Below are 22,792 nucleotides of genomic sequence, written 5' to 3'. Positions count from 1 at the left end.
CTGCGGACCCTGCCCGTCAGCGGTTATGCTGTAGTGCCCTGCGCGCCAAGAAACCGATGAAGCTTCGCCAGATTGCCCATTCCGCCGTCGCGATCCTGCTCTACGGGATGCTGACCGCCTGTGCAGGTGCGCCGCTGCCCCCGGCAGACAACGGCGCATCGCGGGCCATGGCCATACCGCAGGACGACGGCATGCTCGCGCGCGGGCTGCGCGACGAACTGCGCGAGCGCGGCTGGTCTTTGCTGGAATACGACGCCGACGCGCTGGCACGAAACCGCGGCTACGCCGGGCTTGCCCGTCAAGCGAAGTACCGGCTCACGCTTTCGGGCGATCGGATCGGCAACTGCCGGGGCGGCACGCCCAGTTTCCTGTACAACATCGCCGTGATCGAGAACGCCACCGGCGATGTCCAGCTCGGCCTCACCGGCGCGAACTGTCTCGATACCACCGTCACCCGGTTTGCCGAGGGGCTGGATCGCAAGGCGCTGGTCATCCCGACAGTCGGCGCCGGGGGTTAGCCGCGGTCAGTCCAGAGGCGGTTCGGCACGCAGGCTGGCCGCAAGGCCGTCGCGAAAATCCGCGAAACTGAAGACGTAATCGGTATCGGCGAGCAGCCGCTGATTGGTCAGTCGACGCGATTCGCGCAGAAACGACAACCGCATGGCCGAAAAGCGCGCTTGCGCCTGAGTCCAGGAAATACGCGGTGGCGGTGCTGCACCCAGCATGTGGGCGAGCGTGTCGTAGTAGACGCCGAGGCCGGTGGGGTTACCGTCGCAGGCGTTGTAGACGCTGTGCGGCATCGCGCGCGTACCCGCCAGCCATGCGATCCCGGCCAGATCGTCGATATGAATCCGGTTGCTCCAGCCGCCGTCGGCATCGTCCAGGATCGGCGTGCCATCGAGCACGCGCTGGATCGGTAGCCGGTTCGGCCCGTAGATGCCCGGCGCACGCAGTATGCAGGCGTGGCCGCAGTAGGCGAGCATGCGCGTCTCGGCGTCGACGCGACGCTTGGCGCGCTCGCTTTCGGCATTCACCCGGCGATTTTCATCGACCCAGGCGCCACCACAATCGCCGTACACGCCGCTGGTGCTGATATAGACGGCGCGCTGCGGCATCGAATCGGCCAGCGCATCGAGCACGCCTGCCATGCGGGTATCGGCCGTGCCCTCGCGCGGCGGCGGCGCGAAGTAGAACAGGCGATCCACCTGTGGCAGGTCGTCGAGCGGGTCGTTGTCCAGATCGAGAACGCGGGCATGGGCGCCCACGGCGCGTACGCGCGCAGCACTGGCGTCGCTGCGGACCACGCCGGTGACCGTGTCGCCCGCCGCCACGGCGCGCGCCGCGACGCGCACGCCGGTATCCCCGCAACCGATGATCAGGGTCTGCATGATGCGCAACGATCAGCTGTCGTTGCCGCGCAACTCCAGGCCCTGACGATAGGCCGACCGGGCCTCTTCCTTTTCGTTGATCTCTTCGAACAGACGGCCGAGTTCGAGCAGCGCATCCGGGCGCGACTGATTCTTCTGGCTGGCCTCGAAGTAGCTGCGCGCACGCCCCCAGAGACGGTTGCGCAGACACAGCCGACCGGCAACCAGCAGCAGCTCCGGCTCTTCGCCGTACTGCTTGAGCCAGCCTTCCGCCGTGGCCAGCTGCGCGGTCCGATCGTTGCACTGCAGATCACCGAACAGCAGCACCAGCGACGCGCTCCATTCGTGCTTGAGCGCATCACGGATCACGTCGGCGGCCTGATCGTCGGCGCCGGCACGCTTGAGCAGCTTGGCATAGCGCTCGACCATGCCCGGCTGGGAACGCAGGCGCTTGGGCACCCGTTTCCAGGCGGTGCTCAGCGCGATCGCATCCTTTTGCTGGTGATTCGCGAGTTCGTCGTTCCAGGCGTCCACAGCCAGCCGGTCGATGTTCTCGGTGGGCATGTCGCCATGCTTGTAGAGCGCGGGCACCAGCGCGCGCAGCTGCTTGTAGTCGCCCACGCTCGCGGCCTGCGCGCTGTAGAGCTGCAGCACCTGCGGATGCGTGGGTTCCATCTGATAGAGACGCGCCAGACTGGCCATCGCCTCGGCACTCTGGCCCTGCTGGATCTGCATCTGGGCCTGGGTCAGCAGCACGGCGAGTTCACTCGCACCACGCTTGGACGAGGCCATTTCCAGATAGCGATCGCGATCCGAGACATGGCCCTGGAACTGGGCGGCACGCGAGGCCAGCAGGTAGTTCAGACCCGGCGCTTCGTGGCGGTCGGCCAGACGCGCGAGCTCTGTTTCGGCTCGCGACCAGCGGCCTTCCATCAACAGCAGCAGGCCGTCGTAAAGCGAGTTGCGCGCCTTGCGCTCGCGCCGGGCTGCAAGCCGGTTGCGCAGGGAACTGGGCAGCAACACGCCGGCCACGATCAGCTTCCAGACCGTGATCGCCACCCACAGCGCGACCAGCAGCACACCGACCGCGAACAGCAGCGAGGTTTCAATCTGCCAGCCGCCGAAAGACAGCAGCAGATAGCCCTGCTGGTCGCGAAAGACCAGCGCGACGGTGATCCCGACGATGACGAACAGCGAGAAGACCAGCAGCAGACGTCGCATCACTGACCGTCCTGCGCGGCTGCCTCGCCGTCGCTCGTGTTCTGTTCATTCGCCTGGGCGCCGTTGCCGGCGCTCGCGCTACCCGTACGCTGCGACATCATTTCGCGCAGGTTCACGAGGCTCGCCGTGATGTCGGGTGCGTCCCAGTCGAGCTTGACGTTGCTCATCTGATCCAGACGCTCGGCCATGTTGGAGACCGGCGCGGCACCGGTATCGTAATAGTCCTCGAGCCACTGCCGGGCATTCGCGAGGCTGTCGCGATAGTTCTGCGTATCGCGCTCGAGCAGCGCCAGGCGCGCCGCGCGCAGCTCCAGCTGGAGGTTCTGATTCAGGAAGAACGCCTGATCCGGCGGCAGCAGCGCGCGCTGTGTGCCATCGGCGCGGCGGATCGTGAACATGCCCGACATGGCCTCGCCGACCGAGTCCACGAAGTGATCCCAGCCCTGGCTGAACTCGGCCTGGAACTGCGCCATGGACATGCCGGAGTCGTCACCGCCTTCTGGCGACGACTCGTCACCGGCCGCTTCGCCGTCGGGCTGGAACTCGCCGGGCACGTTGGACGCCAGCGGCAGCTTGGGCACCTGTTCGATCATCGCCGCGAGCGTGAGCGACATGCCTTCGACATCGGGGTTCGGCAGCGCATCGAGCGCGGCGATTTCGTTGACGATCTCGCCACGCAGATCGAACAGACGCGGGTCGTTCTTGCGCCGGATCGCGTCGCTGGCGAGTTCGAGCGCCTGGCGCGCACCTTCCGGATCGTCGTACAGCTGCAGACGCTGATTCGCAGCGCGCAGCAGCGACTCGATCTGATTGAGATCCCAACGGTTATTGCTGCCCGCGACCTTGTCGGCCACGTCGGCCATCTGGGTCTGAGTCTGCTGCACCGACTGCTGCAGCGACGACAGGGTGTCGCTCTGTTGCGCCACGTCGCCGCTGACCGATTGCAGGCGGGAGTCGAAACGCTTCAGACGCGGCATGACCACGTCCTGCACGTTCGATTCCATGCCGTTTTCCACCGTGTTCAGGCGCGAATCCAGTGACGCCAGGCGGCTCTGGCCGCGCGAAAACAGCCAGCCCGACAGGATCAGCGCGATGATCGCGATCACCACGGCGACGATAGCTATGATCTTGCTCGCGCCGCTGCCGCCATTGCCACCGCCGGTCGACGGCGCGGCCCGGTTCGGCGTGCCGGCACTGCCGCCGCTGGATGCCCGCGACGCGGACGCGGCAGCGCCCGTGCTCTTGTCGGTTTCCGAGGCCGACGACTTGTCGGCCGGCTTCGATGCCGGCTTGCCGGTTCCGCCAGTCGAGGCCGGCTTCGCACCGCCCTTGCCCGAGCCGGCTGCATTCTTGCTCGACCCGTTCTTGGACTTGCCGCCCGCGGCCGCGTTCTTGTCGGCCGCCTTGGCCGGCGCGGGATCGGTCGCCGGCGCGGATGCCGCACCCGACGATGCCGCGGATGACGTCTTGCTCGGCGTGCCGCTGGTCTGGTCCGGTTTCGAGGCGGATGCCGCGCTCTTGTCCTTGTCGGCGCCCGTTCTGGACGGCGCGTCGTTACGCTTTTCTTCGCTCATGTGATGGCGGATTCCCCCGGTACCGATAGCCGCTATTGTCGGTCGCCCTTCCAGACCCGCGCAAGCGAGGCGACGATGGCGTCGCCACCGATTCTCTCGACGATTACTGGCGTGTGGGTCCAGCTCAGGCGCTGATTGGCCTGTTTTACCACACGGGCGCTCGGCGCCACCAACCGACATTCGGCCAATCGCGCCGCGAGCGCGTCTGCATTCGTGGCAAACACCTGGTCGAGCAGATGCGTGAGCGCCTCGCCGCTGGTCACGATCACTGCATCGACGGCGTCGATCGACGCGGCCAGCCGTTCAGGGTCGATCTGCAACCATTTGCGGCGATAAAGCGCGACCTTGTGTACTTCTGCGCCCCGCTCGGCCAACGCGGCCGCAAGCGTCGTGCGCCCGCCCTCGCCTGCGAGAATCACGACCCGCCGACCGGCGATGTCCGAAAGCGACGGCATTGCCAGCAGACCTTCGGTGGAAAAACCACCGTGGGGACGCGCGACCGGCCGCCCGCTCGCGGTCTCGAATGCCGCGCCCGTGGCCGCGCCGACCGCGTAAAGATGCCCCGTCGGCGCAAAGCCGGGGTCGAGCCGCCACGCGGCCTGCACCGCGTTGCTGCTGGTTGCAAAAACGATGTCTGCATCGGCCGCCACCGCCAGGCCACGCCGGGCCGCATCGCGATCCGCAGGCGGCTCGATCGCCATGAGCGGTTCACGCAGGACTTTCGCGCCCGCGTTCTCCAGCGCACGCGCCCAGGGTTCGGCCTGGTGTGCCGCCCGCGTGAGCCAGATGCAGCGGCCGGACAGCGGCGCGCTCATCCGGCTCTAGCTCAGATCCGCGAGGATCTTGTCGGCACCGGCGGCCAGCAACCGATCGGCCAGACGATGACCCAGTTCGGCGGCCTCGCCGGTCGGGCCCGAGATCTCGTCGCGCACCATGACGCTGCCATCCGGCTTGCCGACACAGGCGCGCAGGCGCAGCGTCTGGCCGTCGTGGGTCGCATGGGCCGCGATCGGCAGGTGGCAGCTGCCTTCCAGCCGAGCGTTGACGGCGCGTTCCGCATCGATACGAATATGCGTGTACTCGTCATCGAGTGCGGCGATGTGTGCTGCGGTCTCGTCGTCGTCGGCACGGATCTCGATGCCCAGCACCCCCTGGCCGATCGCGGGCAGACTCTGCTCTACCGTGAGCTCGCTGGCGATACGCGAGGCCAGTTCCAGCCGTTCCAGGCCCGCACAGGCGAGCACGATGGCGTCGAAATCGCCGCGATCGAGCTTGGCGAGCCGGGTCTGCACATTGCCGCGCAGACTCAGGATTTCCAGGTCCGGACGCAGGTGCTTGATCATTGCCGCCCGACGCAGGCTGGAGGTGCCGACCCGCGCCCCATCGGGCAGGGATTCGAGGGTGTCGTAATCGTTGGATACAAAGGCATCCAGCGGACTGCCGGGGGCGAGCACGGTCGGCAGCGCAAAGCCCGGCGGCAGCTCGGCGGGCACGTCCTTCATCGAATGCACGGCCAGATCGGCTTCGCCGGCTTCGATCGCCGCTTCCAACTCCTTGAGAAACAAGCCCTTGCCGCCGATCTCCGCGAGCGGTCGGTCGAGCACGCGATCGCCCAGGGTTCGGATCGGCAACAACACCACCTCGACTTCCGGCAGTGCCGTCTGCAGGCGAACCTGGACATGCTCGGCCTGCCACATCGCAAGCTGCGACTGGCGGGTGGCGATACGAAGCGTTTTGGACATGTACGAAGCCTTGTGTCGGTAATTCGGATGCGGTGTCGATGCGTGCGGTCGCGCCGGGCGCGATTCTACTTTTCGAGCAGCGCGCGCACGTCGGCCAGCCGTCGCCGGCTGACCGGCACACCATCGCGCACGTGGCGCAGCGTGAGGCTCGCGCCGTCCGGGCCATCCAGGCGCAGGCCGGTGATATGGCGGCACGCAACCAGCGCCTTGCGGTGCACGCGCATGAACGCCCCGCCCAGCGATTGCTCCAGCGTGAGCAACGACTGCTCGATCAGCAGTTCGCCCTGCATATGATAGACCGTGGTGTATTTCTGGTCGGCCCAGAAGTAGAGAATGTCGGCGACCGCGACGCGCTCGATGCCGTCGCGGGTCCGCGCGCTGACGAACGCCGGGCGATCGGTTGAGGCATTGTCTTCGAGCGCGGCCAGCTGGGCGCGGCTCGGTCGGCGCGCGCGCGACAGCGCCGCCGCCAGATCGTCGCGGCGCACGGGCTTGAGCAGATAACCCGCGGCGTGGCTGTTGTGCGCCGACAGCGCATGCTCGCTGTGTGCGGTGATGAAGATCACGGCCGGCGGCACGTCGGATTCGGCCAGAGCGCGCGCCACCTGAAGCCCGTCCATGCCGGGCATGTGCACGTCGAGCAGCACCGTATCGGCGGCGGTATTGTGCAAGCAGCGCAACGCGCTTTCGCCGTCGCCCGCCTCGCCGACCACCTCGTAGCCGGGAAACGGTTCGATCATGCGGCGCAGGCGTTCGCGCGCCAGCGGCTCGTCGTCGACGATCACGATTTTCATGCCGGTGCTGCCATCGTCTTGAAACCGTTCACGTTCAGGTCGTTCACGAAACGGACTCTGCCCGCTGCGGCACGACCATGTCGACCGTGAACCGCGCGGTCTGCGCGTGCACCCGCAGCTCGGCCGCGCCCTCGTACCGCAGCGCCAGGCGATGGCGGATGTTGGCCAACGCCTGGCGATTGCCCGGAACGGGCGGCGCGTCTCCCGCCAGCGGATTGGCTACCTGCAGCACCAGCGCATCGCGCTCGCGGCGCGCCTGCAGCGTTACCGTGCCCCCCTCCGGCAGGCGGGCAACGCCATGACCGATCGCGTTCTCCACCAAGGGCTGCAGCGACAGCGCCGGCAGCCGACACGAACGCGCGCCGTCCTCGATCTGCACGTCCACGTGCAAACGCTCGCCCAGGCGCAGCGATTCGATACGCACATAGGCGTCGACCATCGTCATTTCCTCGTCGAGCGTCACGCTTTCCGGCGTGCTCGTGGCCAGGCGCGCGCGCAGCAACACGGCCAGGTCCTCGAGCGCGTTTTCGGCATCGTCGGGGCGAACGGCGATCAGCGCAGCGATGCTGTTGAGGCTATTGAATAAAAAGTGCGGTTCGATACGCGCCTGGAGCGCTTCCAGACGCGCGCGCATCTCGGCCTGCGCCTGGTTCTGCCAGGCCGAGCGCAGCCAGAAATAGCGCAGGGCCAGTGCGGACACCACCGCACAGATCCCCAGGCTGCGCGCCACGAAGCCGTCGTGCGACGCGTCCTCGAGCAGCAGCGCGAAACCGGAATAACGGCCCGCCACATAGGTGATTTCGGTAATGGCGAAGGTGACCGCCAGCAGCGTCAGGTAAGCCAGCAATGCCACGCCGCGCGCCGAAAGCCGGCTGGCATAGCGCTTGATCAGGCACAGTGCCGCAGCGCTGCAGATGCCGATCCACTGCAGATAGATCGACAGCAACAGGAAACGCTCGCCCAGTGCCGTCGTAAGCGAGCCGCCCAGGGCCAACACCACGGCCACCGCCTCGCAGACCACGAGCACGCGCAAGACCCGCGCGCCGGTACAGAAATCCGGCAGGAATTCGACGGGTTCGCGCTCGGGCTGCATCGGGGAATCTCTGATGGTGAATCCTCGCGGATCGCGTTCCTGTCCCAAAGATGTTGATACCGGGCGCCGCGTGAAGCGCCCGGCGCATCGCCGATTCGAAGCCGGTATCACCGTCGCTCATGTTCGGCCGAACGCTTCCGGCAAAGCGACAAGGAGCAACGCCTGGCGCCGGCCAAGACAGCCTCAGCCCTCGCTACCGTACAACAAGCACGCCGCGCCCGCCCTTCGTTGCCGGCCGCCCCGATCGCATGCCGACACAATAGCGACGATTCATGAACGACGAGGTCTTCGTGTTCGAGGCCAGCTGCCCCGCGGCAAGCACGAGCCGGGGCGTTGCTATACTCGCGCGCCCGGGCGGCATCCACCGCACAGGTTTCGAGGCAACAACGAGCGATCATCATGAGCAGCGACGCCAGCAACGCATCCGGCCACCAGACCTGGGGCGGCCGATTCTCCGAAGGTCCGGACGCACGCGTGGCCGCCTTTACGGAATCCGTTTCCTTCGACGCGCGTCTGTACGCCCACGACATCCGCGGTTCGATCGCCCATGCCCGGATGCTGGCGAAGGTCGGCGTGCTCAGCAACGACGAGTTCGCCCGGATCGAGGCCGGGCTGACCGCCATCGGCGAGCGTATCGCCGCGGGTGATTTCGCCTGGGACGAAGCGCTCGAAGACGTGCACATGAACATCGAGGCGCGCCTGACCGACGACATCGGCGCGCTTGGCAAAAAGCTGCATACGGGCCGTAGCCGCAACGACCAGATCGCCACCGATATCCGCCTGTGGCTGCGGGATGCCATCGACGCGCTGATCGGCGAGCTGGAACGCCTGCGCGGCGCGCTGATCGGGCTCGCCGAGCGCGAGGCCGACACGATCATGCCCGGCTTCACCCACATGCAGGTGGCCCAGCCGGTGACCTTCGGCCATCACATGCTGGCTTGGGAGGCGATGCTCGCCCGCGATACCGAGCGCCTGCGCGATATCCGCCGGCGCGTGAACCGCCTGCCGCTGGGCTCGGCCGCACTTGCCGGCACAACCTTTCCCATCGACCGCGAAATGGTCGCCGCCGAACTGGGTTTCGACAGCGTGATCGACAACTCGCTCGATGCGGTATCGGATCGCGACTTCGCCATTGAGTTCGTCTCCGCGGCCGCACTGGTGATGACGCATCTGTCGCGCCATTCCGAGGAACTGGTGCTGTGGATGAGCCCGGCCTTCGGCTTTGTCGACCTGCCCGATCGCTACTGCACCGGCAGCTCGATCATGCCGCAGAAGAAGAACCCCGACGTGGCCGAACTGGTGCGCGGCAAGACCGCGCGCGTGAACGGGCATCTGGTATCGCTGCTCACGCTCATGAAAGGCCAGCCGCTGGCCTACAACCGCGACAATCAGGAAGACAAGGAACCGATCTTCGACGTGGTCGACACGGTTATGAACAGCGTCGCCCTCTATGCCGACATGATGCCGCACGTGACCGTGCATGCCGAAACCTGCCGCGAGGCGGCGCGCAAGGGCTTCTCCACTGCAACCGATCTCGCCGATTATCTCGTACGTCATGACGTGGCGTTTCGCGATGCCCATGAAATCGTCGGCAAGAGCGTGCAGCACGCGATCGGCGCCGGCTGTGATCTGGCCGAGCTCGATCTGGACACCCTGCGCGGGTTTTCGGATGCGATCGGCGAGGATGTCTACGAGGTGCTCACGCTGGAAGGCTCTGTCGCCGCGCGTGACCACATCGGCGGCACCGCGCCTAACCAGGTACGCGCCGCGGCCGCCCGCGCTAGATCTGCGCTCGGCTAGGCGCCGCGCGAACCCGGCGGCACCGGCGTGTATCGGAACATCGGCATCGCGTGACGGTCACAGTCAACAACGTGTAACTGACAATAAAGGTCATCATGCAACGTCGTCTTTACTTTCTGCTTCCGGATATCGATACGGCCCATCAGGTCGTGGACACGCTTAAACGAAACAAGGTCTCGGAAGACGACATGTCTGTCGTCGCCCGCGACGAAACCCAGACCCGCGATCTGCCGGAGCCGAGCGTGACCGAAACCTCCGATCTGGTCGGTTCGGCGGAGCGCGGCGCGGCTGCGGGCGGCGTGACCGGCGTGGTGGCCGGCCTCGCGGCGATGGCTTTTCCGCCGGCGGGACTCGCGATCGGCGGCGGGCTGGTCGCGGCCACCGGCGTGGCCGGCGCCGGCTTTGGTGCCTGGGCATCGAGCATGATCGGTATCCGCCACGACAACTCGCAGATCGAGGCCTACGAAAACGCGATCGAGCAGGGTCAGGTGCTCATGATGGTCGATGCCGAGGCGGAACGCGTGGCCGAGATGGAGCGCGTAATCCGCGAAGCGGCACCCGACACGCAAATCGAGGGCACCGAGGCGCAGAAGTAGCGGCCTGCAGACAGCGCCGCTTTCGCACGCCGAATCGCGCATAAAAAAGGCCGGCATCGATGCCGGCCTTTTTTGTGGACGCCGCGGGGCGTGTCAGCGGTCGAACAGATCACGCCGGGCGCGATACAGCGCCGAAATATCCTCCTCGCCGTGGCCTTCGGCCATGAGCGTTTCGTATTCCTCGCGCGTCTGCGCCGACAACGGCAGCTTACCGCCGTTGAGCTCGGCCATATGCAGGCAGATGCCGAGATCCTTGTGGTGATGCTTCATCTTGAAGCCGGGATCGAAGATGTCCTTCACCATGGTCTTGCCGCGGTGATTGACGAACCAGTTGCCGGCCGCACCGGAACCGACCACGTCGACCACCTTGTCCAGCGGCAGATCCAGCGCGGCCGCGAAGCGCATGCCCTCACAAACCGCCTGGTTGATACCGGCGCACAGGATCTGGTTGACCGCCTTGGTGGCCTGGCCGGTGCCGACCTCGCCCATATGGGTGATGCTCTTGCCCATCGCATCGAGTACCGGCCCGGCCCGCTCGAAATCCGACTCGCTACCGCCGGCCATGATCGAGAGCGTGCCGTTCTTGGCGCCTTCCGTGCCGCCGGACACCGGCGCATCCACGAAGCCCGCACCCTTTACACCAACGCGCTTGGCCGCTTCGCGTGCGGTATCGCTGGCGACGGTGGAGCAATCGATCACGACATGACGATCGGTCAGTTCCGGCGTGATCGCGTCGATCATCGCGAGCACGTCTTCGTCGGCGCTCACGCAAATCACGATCGCCTCGGCTTCGGCAACAGTGGCCGCCGGCGAGTCGACGGCCTTGACCCCGTACTCGCTGGCGAAGGCCTCGGCCTTTGCCGCCGTGCGGTTGTAGACCGCGGTGAGCAGCCCGGCGGCCTGCAGGTTGGCGGCCATGCCGTGGCCCATGCCGCCGAGGCCGATGAATGCTGTTTTCATGTCGTGCGTTTGTCGGGAAACGAAGACCCGATGATAAAGTCTGGAGCCTGTTTTCCAAATACGCGTGCGAAGCGCCGAACGGCGCGGCCGTATGGGCGCACACCGCGGCGGCGCACGCCACGATGGCGCCCGCACGGTGCCGGGGCACGCCTGTTGCGGAAAACGGGCCTATTGGGGTGGCCGGTCGTATGTCGCTATGAATCTTTCCCGCCGCGCGAAACGCGCAATCGTGGCGCTCGGCGTGCTGGCCGCGCTCGTCGGTCTCGCGCTGCTGTGGCTTCCTGAAGTGGCGGCCCGACAGCTGACGCGCCGCTACCTCGCCCAAGCCGGTGTAACGGCCTCTTTCGGCAACGTCGATGTCGACGTATTCAGCGGCACCGTGGTGTTCGAGGATGCCGAAGGCCAGGGCGAAGCGGGCGACGGTTTTTCGGTCGGCCGACTGCTCGTATCCATCGACTACGCCCCGCTGCTGTCCAAGCGCCTGCATGTCTCGCGCCTGGTGCTCGAAGACGCGGCCGCGGACATACGACGCACGGCCGACAACACTCTGCGGGTGGCCGGCGTGCCGGTGGCCCCGAACGACGCAGACGATTCGCAGCCGCTTGAATGGGGGCTGGCACTCCAGCAGCTCACGCTCGGCAAGCTGCGTCTGCACTACCGGCAGCCGGCCAACGGCGACCAGCCGGCGGTCGATCGCGAACTGGTGCTCAACGAATCCAGCGCGCGCGACGTGGTGACCTGGCAGAAGGACAACGACGTGCCGCTCGACGCCGACATGCGCGTGGACGACAGCCATCTCCGCGTCCAAGGCCGCATCACGCCATTCGGCGATACCGTCTCGGGCCACTTCGAGATCGAGACCACGAATTTCGAACTCGACCTGCTCTCGCCCATCACGCGCGCCGGCGGCCTGCAGCGCCTGACCGGCACCGTCGACAGCAAGCAGCAGATCGACCTGCGTTACGACCCGGCCCGGGATCTGACCCTCGCCATCGACGGCAAGGCGGATTGGCGCCAATCCGCCCTGGCGCTGGCCAACGGCCTGACGCTTTCCGGCGAGCGCTTCAACTGGCAGGGCGCCCTGCAATTCGCGCTGCTGCGTCCCGACGGTCAACCCGGCACGCTCACCAGCGATGGCCAGCTACAGGCCACCGCGATGGCGCTGAAGCACGGCGATGCGTTCAGCCTCACCCAGGCCAGCGGCGACTGGCAGGGGCGCACCGCGCTTACCCTCGCCGCCGACGCCACCCGTATCGACACCGATGGCACGCTGATCGCGAAAGACCTTGACCTGAACAGCAACGCCAGCGAAACACGGCTGCAGACGCCGCGCCTCGACTGGCAGGGGCAGACGAACGTTCGCGTCGCAAGCCGCGATACCACCATCACGGGAGACGGCGCGCTCGACGCCGATCACCTGACGATGAGCCTCGCGGGCGACACGCGCATCGACGGCCGCGATCTGCATTGGCAGGGCGTAAACGAAACCACGCTCGGCAATACCGTCGCCGTCGACAACGATGGCCGCCTGCGTGCGCAGACGCTGGACGTCGCCCTGGCCGGCGACAGCCGTTTCCAGGCCCGTGCGCTGGACTGGCAGGGTACCGTCACCACGACCGCAGCCGACGACCTGCAGATCGATAGCGACGGCACGCTCAAAGCCGACGACGCCGATCTGCGCGTGCCCGGCAGCCTCGGCCTGAATATGGCGCCTCTGAGCTGGAACGGCGCGATCGACGTGACGGCTAATCAGCGTATTCGCGTGCGCAGCGACGGCGGCCTCGATAGCGGCGCGCTGACCTTCGCCGTGCCGGCCACCGCCACGTTCGAGGCCGACGCCGCACGCTACAACGGCACGATGGCTTTCGACATCGGCGCCCGGTTCGCCCGGCGCATGCAGGGGCGCCTCATCGCAAACCATGCCCGCCTCGCCCTGCCCGGCCAACCGCTCGCCCTGTCGTCGGAGCGCATCGTGTTCAACGGCGATTACAGCGAACAGCCCGTCGATGGCACCGGCCTTCGGTTGCGCGTCGCCGGCGATATCGCCAGCCAGGCATTCGCGCTCACAAATACCGCGATCGGCGCGCCCTGGATCGCGCTGCGCGACGCCGAACTGGACAATCTCGCCATCGACGGTCTGAACGCCATCGCCTTCGACACACTTCAGGCCACCGGCGTGCGCTTTCTGGGCGACAACGACACCAGCGCGGCTGTGCTCGACGCCACCAACGCGACCGCGCGCGGTTTTGCGCTAGACGACCTGCGCGCCTATCGGCTGTCGAATCTCGATATCGACGGCGCCGACATTCACGTTCGGCGCGACGCATCCGGCATGGGCGTCATGGCACTCTATTTCGGCGGCGAGAACGCATCGGGCGCCGATGCGGCGGGGGCGTCCGACACCGCCGGTGCGCCGTCGACCTATGCCATCGATCATCTGACCCTGACCGGGCCCTCGATCGGCTTCACGGATGTCGCGGTCCGCCCGCCCGTGCAACTCAGCGGCTCGGCGCTGGAACTCACGATCGACGGTCTCGACACGGCCAGCCCCGAACAGGACGCGAACTATCGACTGGCGCTGGACGTGGGCGAGTACGGCCACCTGGACAGCCGCGGCACGATCGCGCCGCTGGCAAGCGGCGGCATGAACATGGATCTGGACGCCTGGATGCGTTCACTCGCGCTGGCGCCGATGTCAGGCTATCTCAACGCGGCCATGGGCCGGCGGATCGCACGCGGCGTGGCCGACGGCACGCTGAATCTGGAAGCCACCGATGGCCAGCTCGATGGCAATCTAGATACCACGCTGTCGAATTTCCGGCTGGTGGACACGCCGGGCGAGGAGACCGAAATCGTATTCGGCATTTCCATGGATACCGCGTTAAGCCTGGTGCGCGGCCAGGACGACACCATCCAGTTCGAGACCGCCATCCTGGGCGACGTAACCAACCCCTACTTCTCGATCCGCAACCTCGTACGCGAGGCGGTGCTTGCCGGTCTGCGCACCACGATCATGAGCGATTACTCGCCGCTCGGCCTGCTCAACAAGGCCAAGAACGCGCTGCTCAATCTGGGGCGCTCGCTGGTGTCCAAGCCGGTGGTGTTCGTCGCCGGCAAGCATTACATCCAGCCCGACGATCGCGGCTATCTGGGCAACATCGCGCAATCCATGCGCGAGAAACCGGGACTGCGCCTGACCGTCCAGGCCAACGCGACGCCGCAGGATGCCGATGCGATGTCGCTGTTCGGCGGCGACACGATCGACAACGGCAATATCCCCGCGCTACGCCAGCTCGCCGACAGCCGCGCGTCCGCGGTGCGCGACTATCTCGCCGCGCGCGATGTGCCGCCGGATCGCATTACCCTCGCCGATTCGGTCATCGACCGTGCCGCCGATGCCCAGCCCCGGGCGACGTTTTCGCTCACCGGCAAGTAGCGTCGACGCAAGTAAAAGGCGCCTACTCCAGCAGGTAGGTATAGCCCGACAGACCGGCCTCGAGCAGTGTTTCGGTCTCGCGCTTCGTTCGGGTATCGAGCTTCGATGCCGCCAGCTTGCGCCGATAGGCCGCGCGCAGGTCATCCGGCTCGAAGTGGACATAGCGCAGCAGTTCGTCGGCGCGGTCGCCCTGCTCGGCATCGGCCAGGCGCCAGCCGCCCCGGTGGTCGATCTCGACGTTGACCACGTCGGTATCGCCGAACAGGTTGTGCATGTCGCCCAGATTCTCCTGATAGGCGCCGACCATGAAGATGCCCAGTCGATAGGATTCGCCCGCGCGCAGCGCATGCAACGGCAGCGTGCTGTCGACGCCGTTTTCGTCGACATAGCGGTCCAGGCGCCCGTCGGAGTCGCAGGTCAGGTCGCACAGGCGCGCGCGTTCGTCCGGCCGCTCGTTGAGCCGTGCCAGCGGCATGACGGGAAAGATCTGGTCCAGCGCCCAGACATCCGGCACCGACTGAAACACCGAGAAATTCACGAAATATTTCGAGGCGAGCTTTTCCTGCGCCAAGACAATCGCCGCGCGTTCGTCGTCGTTGTCGGGCGCGTGGGCGGCGAGCGCGCGATAGATGGCCGACACCTCGGCCTCGGCGGCCGCACGTTCTGCCAGGCCGACATCGCCCGCCAGAAACCGCGCCTGCACGTCGGCCATATGCCGCTCGGCGCGGTCCAGCGTGGCGCTCGGCGACATACTGCCCTCCAGCGCGGCGAGGCTGTCGTCGCCCGCGGATTCGCTGTCGATGACCTGGGTGAGCAGCACGGCGTGATGCGCAGTCAGCGCCCGGCCAGATTCGCTGATCACGTCGGGCATGGGCAGCTCGAAGCTGCGACAGACCCGCGCCAGTGCGCCGATCACGACGTCGGCATAGTCCGGCACACCGTAGTTCATGGAACAGAACGAACGCGCGCCGCGGCCTTCATAGTCCACGGCCAGCCCGCCGCCGACATCGACCACGCTCACCGGCGCGCCAAGCGCGCGCAGGCCGCGATAGAGATGAGCGGTTTCATCCATCGCGCGCGCCAGGGCCGCATGATCGGCTACCTGCGAGCCGACATGCACGTGCAGCATCTGCACGCAGTCGGCAAAGCCCAGTCGTTCCAGGCACGCCAGCGCGTCGACCACCTGCGACGCGGTCAGGCCGAACTTGGATTTTTCGCCGCCGGTGTTCTGCCAGTGGCCGGCGGCCACACTGGCCAGGCGCACGCGTAGCCCGATGTTCGGGCGCAGCCCCAGATCGTCGGCGATCTCGGCGATCGGCTCCAGCTCGGAAGGCTTCTCGACCACGATATGCACGCGATGGCCGAGCTGCTGGCCGATCATCGCCAGCCGCAGGAACGCGCGGTCCTTGTAGCCGTTGCACACGATAATGCTGCCCGGCGCGGCGAGTGCGAGCACGGCCATCAGCTCCGGCTTGCTGCCGGCTTCCAGGCCCGCACGCTCACCGCCGACAGCGACCAGTTGTTCGACCACGGCCCGCTGCTGATTGACCTTGACCGGGTAGACGACCGTATAGCGCCCACCGTAGTCGTGGCGCTCGCGGGCGGCCTCGAACGCATCGCAGAGCCGGTTGATGCGATCACCGAGGATATCGGTGAAGCGCGCCAGTACCGGCAGCCGCAGGCCCGCGCGCTGAATCTCGTCGGTGAGCGCGTCGAGATCGATGGCCGGGCCGCCAGCCTTCGGGATGACCGTGACCGCGCCGCGCTCGTTGATATCGAAATAACCCTCGCCCCAGGTCTTCACACGATAGAGTGCGCGGGCATCGTCGATCTGCCAGGCCGGCACGCTGGCCGTGCGTTGATTGTGTTGCGACATGGATATTTATACTGCGTGACTGGGCGATATACTGCGTGGCCTGTTTGGCTCGACGGCTGCGCTTGAGCGCGCACAAGGGAAACGCATGGTACTCGACGGCAACTGGTATACCGAAGCAAGCGACACGCTGGGGCTGGGCTTTTCGCTCCGAATCAAGGCCAGGCTGCACGAGGAAACCTCGCCCTACCAGGAGATCGCGGTCTACGAGACCGACACCTTCGGCCGGCTGCTCACCATCGACGGGCTGGTGATGCTCACCGACCGCGACAACTTCGTCTACCACGAGATGATGACCCACCCTGCCCTGTTCGCCCACGGCGCAGCCAGGAACGTGGTGATCATCGGCGGCGGCGATTGCGGCACCCTGCGCGAAGTGCTCAAGCATGACAGCGTCGAGTCCGCCACCCAGATCGAGATCGATGAACGGGTCACCCGCATCGCCGAGGCATACTTCCCGGCGCTGTGCGATTCGAACGACGATCCGCGCGCGACCCTGGCCTTCGAGGACGGCGTGGCCTGGATGAAGAATGCGCCGGACGCCAGCGTCGACCTGATCATCATCGACAGTACCGACCCCATCGGCCCGGCCGAGGGGCTGTTCAACGAAGCGTTCTACAAGCAGTGCCACCGCGTGCTCGGCAATGGCGGCCTGCTGGTGCAGCAGAGCGAATCCCCGCTGGTGCACAGCGAACTGATCGGCGAGATGCACGACGGCCTGCGCAACAGCGGTTTTGCCGATACGCAGCTGTTGAGTTTCCCACAGCCGAGCTACCCGACCGGCTGGTGGTCCGCCACGCTGGCAGCGCGCGATACGCGCACGCTGTATGCGCCGCAGGGCGAGCTGGATTTCGAAACCTTCTACTACACGCCGGCCATGCACAACGCGGCCTTCGCCCAGCCGGCCTTCATGGCCCGTATTCTCGGCGGCTGAAGGCACCGGAAGGGTAGCGCGGCGCCGATCGCGGGCGCCGCGCACGCCAATCGCTACTCGGTGGCTTCGCCCAGCGCCTTCTCGAACACCTTGGACGAATAGAACGCAGCCAGGCGTCGACGCACCAGGTCTTCCAGCAACCCGCTTTCCGACAGCCCCTCGATGACCACCGGCGCGAGCGTCTCGGCCTCCTGGTGCAGCAGATCGAGATCCACGCCCACGTCGCCGAGTACGTCGGTGAGCGAGCGGCTGCCGTTGCGCTCGAAATAGGACACCACGGCGGCATCGACCAGGTCACCGATGCACTGGGTCTCGCGCAGTTCCTGCCAGACACGCAGGCCATAGTCGACGAGCTTCTGGAGTTCGTCCGTGTCGACAACGTCGTCGATCGACAGCTTCTTGTCGTGCACCTCGGCCCAGATCTCGGCGGCGATGGCGCGGATGCGTTCCTCGTCGAGCGACTCGATCAGCAGCTCCTGGCTGCGCGCGAGCGTCTTGGCCGTGTTGTTCTCGATATAAGCACGCACGCGCTTTTCCACCTGCGCTTCCAGGCCCGGCATGCGTTTGCTGATCGCGCTGCTCGAGCCCTTGATCAGCGACGACACGCCCGGAATCGATTTGATTGCGCCGGTATCGGAGAAGATGTAGTCCTTGATGCCCTGATAGAGCACGTCCGAGGCGAGCGCGGTATAGACCGGGCTGTCCAGCAGCCGCTCGATCAGGCGCGCCCGAAGCGCCTCGAGCTCCACGAACAGGTTCACGCCCTCCTCGAACAGGCTCTCGTCGATGACGTCCTGTACGCGGGTCTTCTTGTTCAGCTCCAGCCGGATGAGGTCGTCGGCGATGCTGCCGATCACGCCGGCGAGATCGTCCGGCAGGCGCATGTCCAGGGCCAGGCGTTCGGCCGCACCCCGCACCGTATCCACCGAAACCAGCGACTCGAGCGTCGTGTCGCCGGCCCACTGCCAGATCGCGTCGACTTCGGCCTTGAGACGTTTGGCCGCGCCCTTGCCGCGCCACTGGTCGAGCTCGAACGCGACATGGGCCTCGAATAGCGCCTGTGCGGACTTGTTCATCGTCTTGGACTGTGTCATGCGCGAATGTGAAGGTTTGAGCCAGACCGCGAGCTTACACGTTAAGCCGGGCAAGGCGAGACGTCTGCTTAGGTATTAGCCCGTATTGAGGGCGTCCCGTGTCGCGCTTACGTTCTCGACTGTCACGACACAAACCGACAGAGGACAGAACGTCATGAACGAAGATCAATTCGAAGGCAAATGGGATCGCATGAAGGGCAAGGTCCGCGAGCACTGGGGCCGCCTGACGGATGACGATGTTGAACAGGTCCACGGCAAACGCCAGAACATGCTGGCGAAAATCCAGGAAAAATACGGCGACACCAAGGAAGCCGCCGAAGAGAAACTCAAGGACTTCGAACGCAAGTTCTAAAAGCGCGACCGGCCCGGCGCCATTGCGGCGCCGGGCACTCGCGACTGGACGAGCGAACCCGACAGAGGAGGTCATATGCGACACGACGATTATGTGACGCGTACGAGCAAACCTGCAGAACGCTTCATGCGCCGCGACCCGGTGGTGCATGCCGCACCGGACAACCGCTGGAACGGCCCGCTGGGCGAAGTCGCCCTCTCCAACTTCGAACGCGACGGTTACCTGTGGTTCGAGGGGTTCTTCTCCCAGGAACGCATGGCGCCGTTCTTCGAGGAACTCGAGGACATGAGTCATGACCAGGACCTGCTCAAGCAGGACGGCGTGATTCGCGACCCGAAATCCGGCGCGATCCGTTCGGTGTTCGACATGCACCGCATTTCGAGCCGTTTCGCCGAGCTCACGCGTGATCCGCGTATTCTCGGCATGGTGCGCCAGCTGCTGGGTGGCGATGTCTATATCCACCAGTCACGCATCAACGACAAGTACGGCTTCCAGGGCGCCGGCTTCGACTGGCACTCGGACTTCGAGACCTGGCACGCCGAGGACGGCATGCCGCGCATGCGCGCCATCAGCGCGTCGATCATGCTCACCGACAACAACGAGTTCAACGGCCCGTTGATGTTGATTCCGGGCTCGCACCATCAGTTCGTGCCCTGCCAGGGCGCCACGCCGGACGACAACTGGAAGAGCTCGCTCAAGGCCCAGGAAGCCGGCGTACCGAGCCAGAAGAACCTGCAGGATCTGGTCAACCGGGGCGGCATCCAGGCGCCGAAGGGGCCGGCCGGCTCGCTGCTGTTGTTCGAGTGCAACGTGCTGCACGCATCCAACTCGAACATGTCGCCGTGGCCGCGCTCGAACCTGTTCTTCGTCTACAACAGTGTCGAGAACGCACTCGGCGCGCCCTACGCCGCCGATAACCCGCGGCCGTCGTTTCTGGCTAACCGGGACACACCCCGGGCGCTGGAGATGCACGACCCGTACACCGAGTATCAGTACGCGAAATCGGCGTAGCTCACGTTCGTCAGCCCGCGGCCCTTTCGAGCCGCGACGGCTGTCATCCATAGTGATCGGGTCATCCCGAAAGGAAGAATGTCATGAGCAATCAATGGATCGTTGTCAGCGACGCCGCGCGTGCGCGGCTGTTCTCCCGAGACGCCGAACACAAGCTGACCCTCGTCGATACGCTCAAGCACAGTGAAAGCGAAGCCCATGAAGGCGACCTGCGCACCGGCGGCAAGGGCGAAATTCACGACAGTGGCGGCTCGGGTCAGCATCAGGCGGATCCGCAGACCACCACCAGCGAAAAGCACGCCGACATCTTTGCCAAGCAGGTGACCGAACGGCTCAAGAGCGGGCTCAACGACGACGCCTTCAAGGAACTGGTCATTGTGGCCGACCCGTCGTTTCTGGGGCGTCTTCGTGACCATATGGACAACCCGCTACGGGACACGGTGCGCAAGACGTTGGACAAGAACTGGGCGCAGCACGACCAGCAGCAGATCGAGAAACAGCTGGACAATCAGCTGTAACAGAGACTGCGACGAGCACAGCATTGGCACCCGCGATTTTCCGTTCATACTGCAGGTAGCGAGTTGAGTGCTTCTACGGATAGGCAGCGTCACGTACCTGCCATAGCCTTGAAGCATAAGGTTGCGAACCAGAGCACACCGCTACAAGGAGTACGCCATGCTGGGTTGGGCTATTACGTTTTTCATCGTCGCAATCGTCGCGGCGCTGTTTGGCTTCGGCGGCATCGCCTCCGGCGCTGCGGGTATCGCGAAGATACTGTTCTTCATCTTCCTCGTGCTGTTCGTGATCGCACTGGTCTCGAACGCGGTCAGAGGCAGAGGCCCGAAAATCTAGCGTCGGGGTGCCGACAACCTGAAGTTTTGGATGGCGTCGTCGGTTTCCCCCTTTTCCGGCGGCGCCTTTTTTCGCTTCAGTATTCCGGGACTTCGATCAAATTACCGGCTGAAATCCAGATTCTGACGAGATGCGGCAGCGACTCGGCATTGAGCTTTTGCATAATATGCACCCGATGCGTCTCCACCGTGCGTGCGCTGATACCGAGCTGGCCGGCGACCTGTTTGTTGGCCAAGCCGTCGACAATCATCGACAGAACCTGCTTTTCACGCGGCGTAAGCAGTTCGATCAGAGCCGCATGCTGCCGAGCCTCGCGCATCGACGTGTCGTCGCTGTCGGTGGCCTTGGCCAGGCGATCGATCTTTTCGAGCATGTTCTCCGGCGAGAACGGCTTCTGCACGAAATCGACCGCGCCGAGACGCATCGCGGTCACGGCATGTTCGATATCACCATAGGCACTCATCATGATCACGCTGAGCGCGGCGTTGCTGGCAATCAGCTCTTTCTGCAACGTGATACCGTCAGTTCCCTTGAGCCACAGATCGATCAACGCACAGCCGCGGCGTGGCGCACGGACCTGCAGAAATGCCTCGGCGCTGGAGTAGCAGTCGACCTCATACCCCGCGTCGCACAAAAGCGCCTTTAGCGATTCGCGGATCGCAGGATCATCATCGACAACGTGAACGACAAAAGGCACCTGGCGCTGATTCCTCTTCGCAGGACACATAAAGGGCTTTAACGCCCATCTTTTTAGTTTATTGCACTCTGTTTGACAAGGCGCTTTGGCCGATAACCTTTCGGTGGCCCGCCTTTCCCAAAGATCCAGGACCCGTCAAATGAGCGACCGCGATCCAGAAAATCTCGACAACACGCGCCCCGAGACACTGGAGGCAGCCCACTCGCGTATCGAACAGCTCGAACGTCGACTGGCTGAAGAAAACGAACTACGCTGTCGCGCCGAGAACAACGAGCGCTGTTTTCGCGAGCTGGCCGAGCATATTCGCGAAGTGTTCTGGATGACCAATCCGCTCGGCGACGAACTGGTCTATATCAGCCCGGCCTACGAGCAGATCTGGGGCCAGACCTGCCAGAGTCTTTACGACGATCCGGGTCGGCGCCTGGCGTGGGTGCACGACGCCGATCGTGAAGAAGTCCTCAAGGCCTTCAAGCGCGACGCCGCCGACGGCGAGTACGACAAGACCTTCCGCATCAACCGGCCGGACGGCGAAATCCGCTGGATTCGGGATCGCGCCTTTCCGGTGCTCGACGACGAAGGCGAGCTCTATCGCCTGGCGGGCTTTGCGCTCGACGTGACCGACCGCATCGAGTTCAACGATCGGATCGCCAAGCTGCATACCAGCATCGATACCCACGACCGGGTCAGCGTATTCGCCGCGCTGGGCACCGGTCTCGCGCACGACCTGAGCCAGCCGCTGACCGCGGCACGCAATTTCATCGCGCGTGCGCGCATGGGCTTCACCGCCAGCGGCGACGAGGTACGAACGACGCTCGAGCGCGCCGATCACGAGATCTCGCGCGCCGTCTCGGTGATTCATCATCTGCGCGACTTCGCGCGCCAGGGCAAGCCCACCTGCAAGTCACAGTCAGTGCAGCCGATCATCGACGACGTGCATCAGCTGCTCGACCCGGCGCTGCGCGGGGCCAACGTGCGCTACAACGGCCCCGCCATCGACACAGTCGAGCATCTCGAATTGCCGGTGGACGAGATCTTCGTGCAGCAGATCCTGCGCAATCTTGTGACCAATGCCATGGATGCCTTTGGCGACAGCGAGGCCGACGACGAGCTGCACGAGGTCTTCGTTCGCGTGAACGCCGACCACGACGAGTATGTCGATATCGAAGTCAGCGACAACGGGCCGGGCATCGCCGAAGACGTGGAAATCTTCGAACCGTTCATGACCACCAAGTCCGAAGGCGTCGGTCTCGGGCTGGCCGTGAGCCGAACACTGGCCCGCAGCCACGGCGGCGATCTGCTGCTACTCGACCGCGGGCGCGCGGCCAACAGCGACGACCGCGATGCGCGCACGACATTCGCACTGCGCCTGCCGCGCGGTTAGAGGACCGCGCGCACG

General features: G+C 65.5%; 21 protein-coding genes. 10 read left to right on the top strand and 11 right to left on the bottom strand.

Annotation, left to right across the window (positions count from 1 at the left end; genetic code table 11):
- Positions 1-56 precede the first annotated feature (56 nt).
- Positions 57-518, top strand: a complete 462-nt coding sequence (locus tag J7355_RS02060) for a hypothetical protein (protein WP_209059397.1) — start codon at positions 57-59, stop codon at positions 516-518.
- Positions 519-524: 6 nt separating this feature from the next.
- Here the strand turns inward: J7355_RS02060 and J7355_RS02055 are convergent, their stop codons facing one another.
- From J7355_RS02055 to J7355_RS02025, 7 genes are all read right to left on the bottom strand, one after another.
- Positions 525-1,388, bottom strand: coding sequence for an SDR family oxidoreductase (locus tag J7355_RS02055; RefSeq protein ID WP_209059396.1), 864 nt, complete (start codon positions 1,386-1,388; stop codon positions 525-527).
- 12 nt (positions 1,389-1,400) lie between these two features.
- Positions 1,401-2,588, bottom strand: coding sequence for a heme biosynthesis HemY N-terminal domain-containing protein (locus tag J7355_RS02050; RefSeq protein WP_209059395.1), 1,188 nt, complete (start codon positions 2,586-2,588; stop codon positions 1,401-1,403).
- Positions 2,588-4,162 (bottom strand): uroporphyrinogen-III C-methyltransferase, encoded by a 1,575-nt coding sequence (locus J7355_RS02045; RefSeq protein WP_209059394.1) that lies wholly within the window; start codon positions 4,160-4,162, stop codon positions 2,588-2,590. The genes J7355_RS02050 and J7355_RS02045 overlap by 1 nt, the downstream gene beginning before the upstream one ends.
- 32 nt (positions 4,163-4,194) lie before the next feature.
- Positions 4,195-4,977, bottom strand: a complete 783-nt coding sequence (locus J7355_RS02040) for a uroporphyrinogen-III synthase (protein ID WP_209059392.1) — start codon at positions 4,975-4,977, stop codon at positions 4,195-4,197.
- Positions 4,978-4,983: 6 nt separating this feature from the next.
- Entirely contained in the window at positions 4,984-5,904 is a 921-nt protein-coding gene (hemC, locus tag J7355_RS02035; RefSeq protein ID WP_209059389.1) for a hydroxymethylbilane synthase, read from the bottom strand.
- A gap of 65 nt (positions 5,905-5,969) precedes the next feature.
- Positions 5,970-6,698, bottom strand: coding sequence for a LytTR family DNA-binding domain-containing protein (locus J7355_RS02030; RefSeq protein WP_209059386.1), 729 nt, complete (start codon positions 6,696-6,698; stop codon positions 5,970-5,972).
- A gap of 43 nt (positions 6,699-6,741) precedes the next feature.
- Positions 6,742-7,791: a histidine kinase gene (locus tag J7355_RS02025; protein WP_209059384.1), complete on the bottom strand. Its 1,050-nt coding sequence runs from the start codon at positions 7,789-7,791 to the stop codon at positions 6,742-6,744.
- Between the two features lie 399 nt (positions 7,792-8,190).
- Between J7355_RS02025 and argH the strand changes: the two genes are divergently transcribed.
- Complete coding sequence (gene argH, locus J7355_RS02020; protein ID WP_209059382.1) at positions 8,191-9,591, top strand: argininosuccinate lyase; 1,401 nt, start codon at positions 8,191-8,193, stop codon at positions 9,589-9,591.
- Positions 9,592-9,686: 95 nt separating this feature from the next.
- Positions 9,687-10,187 (top strand): general stress protein, encoded by a 501-nt coding sequence (locus J7355_RS02015; protein WP_209059380.1) that lies wholly within the window; start codon positions 9,687-9,689, stop codon positions 10,185-10,187.
- A gap of 93 nt (positions 10,188-10,280) precedes the next feature.
- Here the strand turns inward: J7355_RS02015 and J7355_RS17970 are convergent, their stop codons facing one another.
- Positions 10,281-11,282 (bottom strand): NAD(P)-dependent oxidoreductase, encoded by a 1,002-nt coding sequence (locus J7355_RS17970; RefSeq protein ID WP_348522984.1) that lies wholly within the window; start codon positions 11,280-11,282, stop codon positions 10,281-10,283.
- A gap of 61 nt (positions 11,283-11,343) precedes the next feature.
- Between J7355_RS17970 and J7355_RS02005 the strand changes: the two genes are divergently transcribed.
- Positions 11,344-14,583, top strand: a complete 3,240-nt coding sequence (locus J7355_RS02005) for a DUF748 domain-containing protein (RefSeq protein ID WP_209059376.1) — start codon at positions 11,344-11,346, stop codon at positions 14,581-14,583.
- Between the two features lie 22 nt (positions 14,584-14,605).
- On the opposite strand, the gene speA is transcribed toward J7355_RS02005, so the two are convergent.
- Complete coding sequence (gene speA / locus J7355_RS02000) at positions 14,606-16,459, bottom strand: biosynthetic arginine decarboxylase (RefSeq protein ID WP_209059375.1); 1,854 nt, start codon at positions 16,457-16,459, stop codon at positions 14,606-14,608.
- Positions 16,460-16,544: 85 nt separating this feature from the next.
- On the opposite strand from speA, the gene speE reads away from it, so the two are divergent.
- Positions 16,545-17,390: a polyamine aminopropyltransferase gene (gene speE / locus J7355_RS01995; RefSeq protein ID WP_209059374.1), complete on the top strand. Its 846-nt coding sequence runs from the start codon at positions 16,545-16,547 to the stop codon at positions 17,388-17,390.
- 53 nt (positions 17,391-17,443) lie between these two features.
- On the opposite strand, the gene J7355_RS01990 is transcribed toward speE, so the two are convergent.
- Entirely contained in the window at positions 17,444-18,484 is a 1,041-nt protein-coding gene (locus J7355_RS01990) for a hypothetical protein (protein WP_209059373.1), read from the bottom strand.
- 154 nt (positions 18,485-18,638) lie between these two features.
- On the opposite strand from J7355_RS01990, the gene J7355_RS01985 reads away from it, so the two are divergent.
- From J7355_RS01985 to J7355_RS01970, 4 genes are all read left to right on the top strand, one after another.
- Positions 18,639-18,836, top strand: a complete 198-nt coding sequence (locus J7355_RS01985) for a CsbD family protein (RefSeq protein ID WP_209059371.1) — start codon at positions 18,639-18,641, stop codon at positions 18,834-18,836.
- A 75-nt stretch (positions 18,837-18,911) separates the two neighbouring features.
- Positions 18,912-19,847 carry an ectoine hydroxylase gene (thpD, locus tag J7355_RS01980; RefSeq protein WP_209059369.1) on the top strand — a complete coding sequence of 312 codons (936 nt, stop codon included), beginning with the start codon at positions 18,912-18,914 and terminating at the stop codon, positions 19,845-19,847.
- An 83-nt stretch (positions 19,848-19,930) separates the two neighbouring features.
- The gene (locus J7355_RS01975; RefSeq protein WP_209059368.1) at positions 19,931-20,365 is read left to right on the top strand and encodes a host attachment protein; all 435 of its coding nucleotides are present in this window, start codon (positions 19,931-19,933) and stop codon (positions 20,363-20,365) included.
- Positions 20,366-20,522: 157 nt separating this feature from the next.
- The gene (locus J7355_RS01970; protein ID WP_209059367.1) at positions 20,523-20,699 is read left to right on the top strand and encodes a DUF1328 domain-containing protein; all 177 of its coding nucleotides are present in this window, start codon (positions 20,523-20,525) and stop codon (positions 20,697-20,699) included.
- A gap of 76 nt (positions 20,700-20,775) precedes the next feature.
- Here the strand turns inward: J7355_RS01970 and J7355_RS01965 are convergent, their stop codons facing one another.
- Positions 20,776-21,396 (bottom strand): response regulator, encoded by a 621-nt coding sequence (locus tag J7355_RS01965; protein ID WP_209059365.1) that lies wholly within the window; start codon positions 21,394-21,396, stop codon positions 20,776-20,778.
- A gap of 139 nt (positions 21,397-21,535) precedes the next feature.
- Here J7355_RS01965 and J7355_RS01960 point away from each other — a divergent pair, with 139 nt between their 5' ends.
- On the top strand, positions 21,536-22,777 hold the full coding sequence (locus J7355_RS01960; protein WP_209059364.1) for an ATP-binding protein: 1,242 nt from the start codon (positions 21,536-21,538) through the stop codon (positions 22,775-22,777).
- The last annotated feature ends 15 nt before the right edge of the window (positions 22,778-22,792 follow it).

Source organism: Endozoicomonas sp. G2_2 (assembly GCF_017744135.1).
Taxonomy (GTDB): domain Bacteria; phylum Pseudomonadota; class Gammaproteobacteria; order Nevskiales; family Salinisphaeraceae; genus Salinisphaera.
Note: the sequence above shows the minus strand (reverse complement) of the source record. Positions and strands in the feature narration are given on the sequence as shown.

Coding starts and splice junctions, on each gene's coding strand:
- J7355_RS02060 (WP_209059397.1), top strand. CDS start 57: ATGAAGCTTCGCCAGATTGCCCATTCCGCCGTCGCGATCCTGCTCTAC.
- J7355_RS02055 (WP_209059396.1), bottom strand. CDS start 1,388: ATGCAGACCCTGATCATCGGTTGCGGGGATACCGGCGTGCGCGTCGCG.
- J7355_RS02050 (WP_209059395.1), bottom strand. CDS start 2,588: ATGCGACGTCTGCTGCTGGTCTTCTCGCTGTTCGTCATCGTCGGGATC.
- J7355_RS02045 (WP_209059394.1), bottom strand. CDS start 4,162: ATGAGCGAAGAAAAGCGTAACGACGCGCCGTCCAGAACGGGCGCCGAC.
- J7355_RS02040 (WP_209059392.1), bottom strand. CDS start 4,977: ATGAGCGCGCCGCTGTCCGGCCGCTGCATCTGGCTCACGCGGGCGGCA.
- hemC (WP_209059389.1), bottom strand. CDS start 5,904: ATGTCCAAAACGCTTCGTATCGCCACCCGCCAGTCGCAGCTTGCGATG.
- J7355_RS02030 (WP_209059386.1), bottom strand. CDS start 6,698: ATGAAAATCGTGATCGTCGACGACGAGCCGCTGGCGCGCGAACGCCTG.
- J7355_RS02025 (WP_209059384.1), bottom strand. CDS start 7,791: ATGCAGCCCGAGCGCGAACCCGTCGAATTCCTGCCGGATTTCTGTACC.
- argH (WP_209059382.1), top strand. CDS start 8,191: ATGAGCAGCGACGCCAGCAACGCATCCGGCCACCAGACCTGGGGCGGC.
- J7355_RS02015 (WP_209059380.1), top strand. CDS start 9,687: ATGCAACGTCGTCTTTACTTTCTGCTTCCGGATATCGATACGGCCCAT.
- J7355_RS02005 (WP_209059376.1), top strand. CDS start 11,344: ATGAATCTTTCCCGCCGCGCGAAACGCGCAATCGTGGCGCTCGGCGTG.
- speA (WP_209059375.1), bottom strand. CDS start 16,459: ATGTCGCAACACAATCAACGCACGGCCAGCGTGCCGGCCTGGCAGATC.
- speE (WP_209059374.1), top strand. CDS start 16,545: ATGGTACTCGACGGCAACTGGTATACCGAAGCAAGCGACACGCTGGGG.
- J7355_RS01990 (WP_209059373.1), bottom strand. CDS start 18,484: ATGACACAGTCCAAGACGATGAACAAGTCCGCACAGGCGCTATTCGAG.
- J7355_RS01985 (WP_209059371.1), top strand. CDS start 18,639: ATGAACGAAGATCAATTCGAAGGCAAATGGGATCGCATGAAGGGCAAG.
- thpD (WP_209059369.1), top strand. CDS start 18,912: ATGCGACACGACGATTATGTGACGCGTACGAGCAAACCTGCAGAACGC.
- J7355_RS01975 (WP_209059368.1), top strand. CDS start 19,931: ATGAGCAATCAATGGATCGTTGTCAGCGACGCCGCGCGTGCGCGGCTG.
- J7355_RS01970 (WP_209059367.1), top strand. CDS start 20,523: ATGCTGGGTTGGGCTATTACGTTTTTCATCGTCGCAATCGTCGCGGCG.
- J7355_RS01960 (WP_209059364.1), top strand. CDS start 21,536: ATGAGCGACCGCGATCCAGAAAATCTCGACAACACGCGCCCCGAGACA.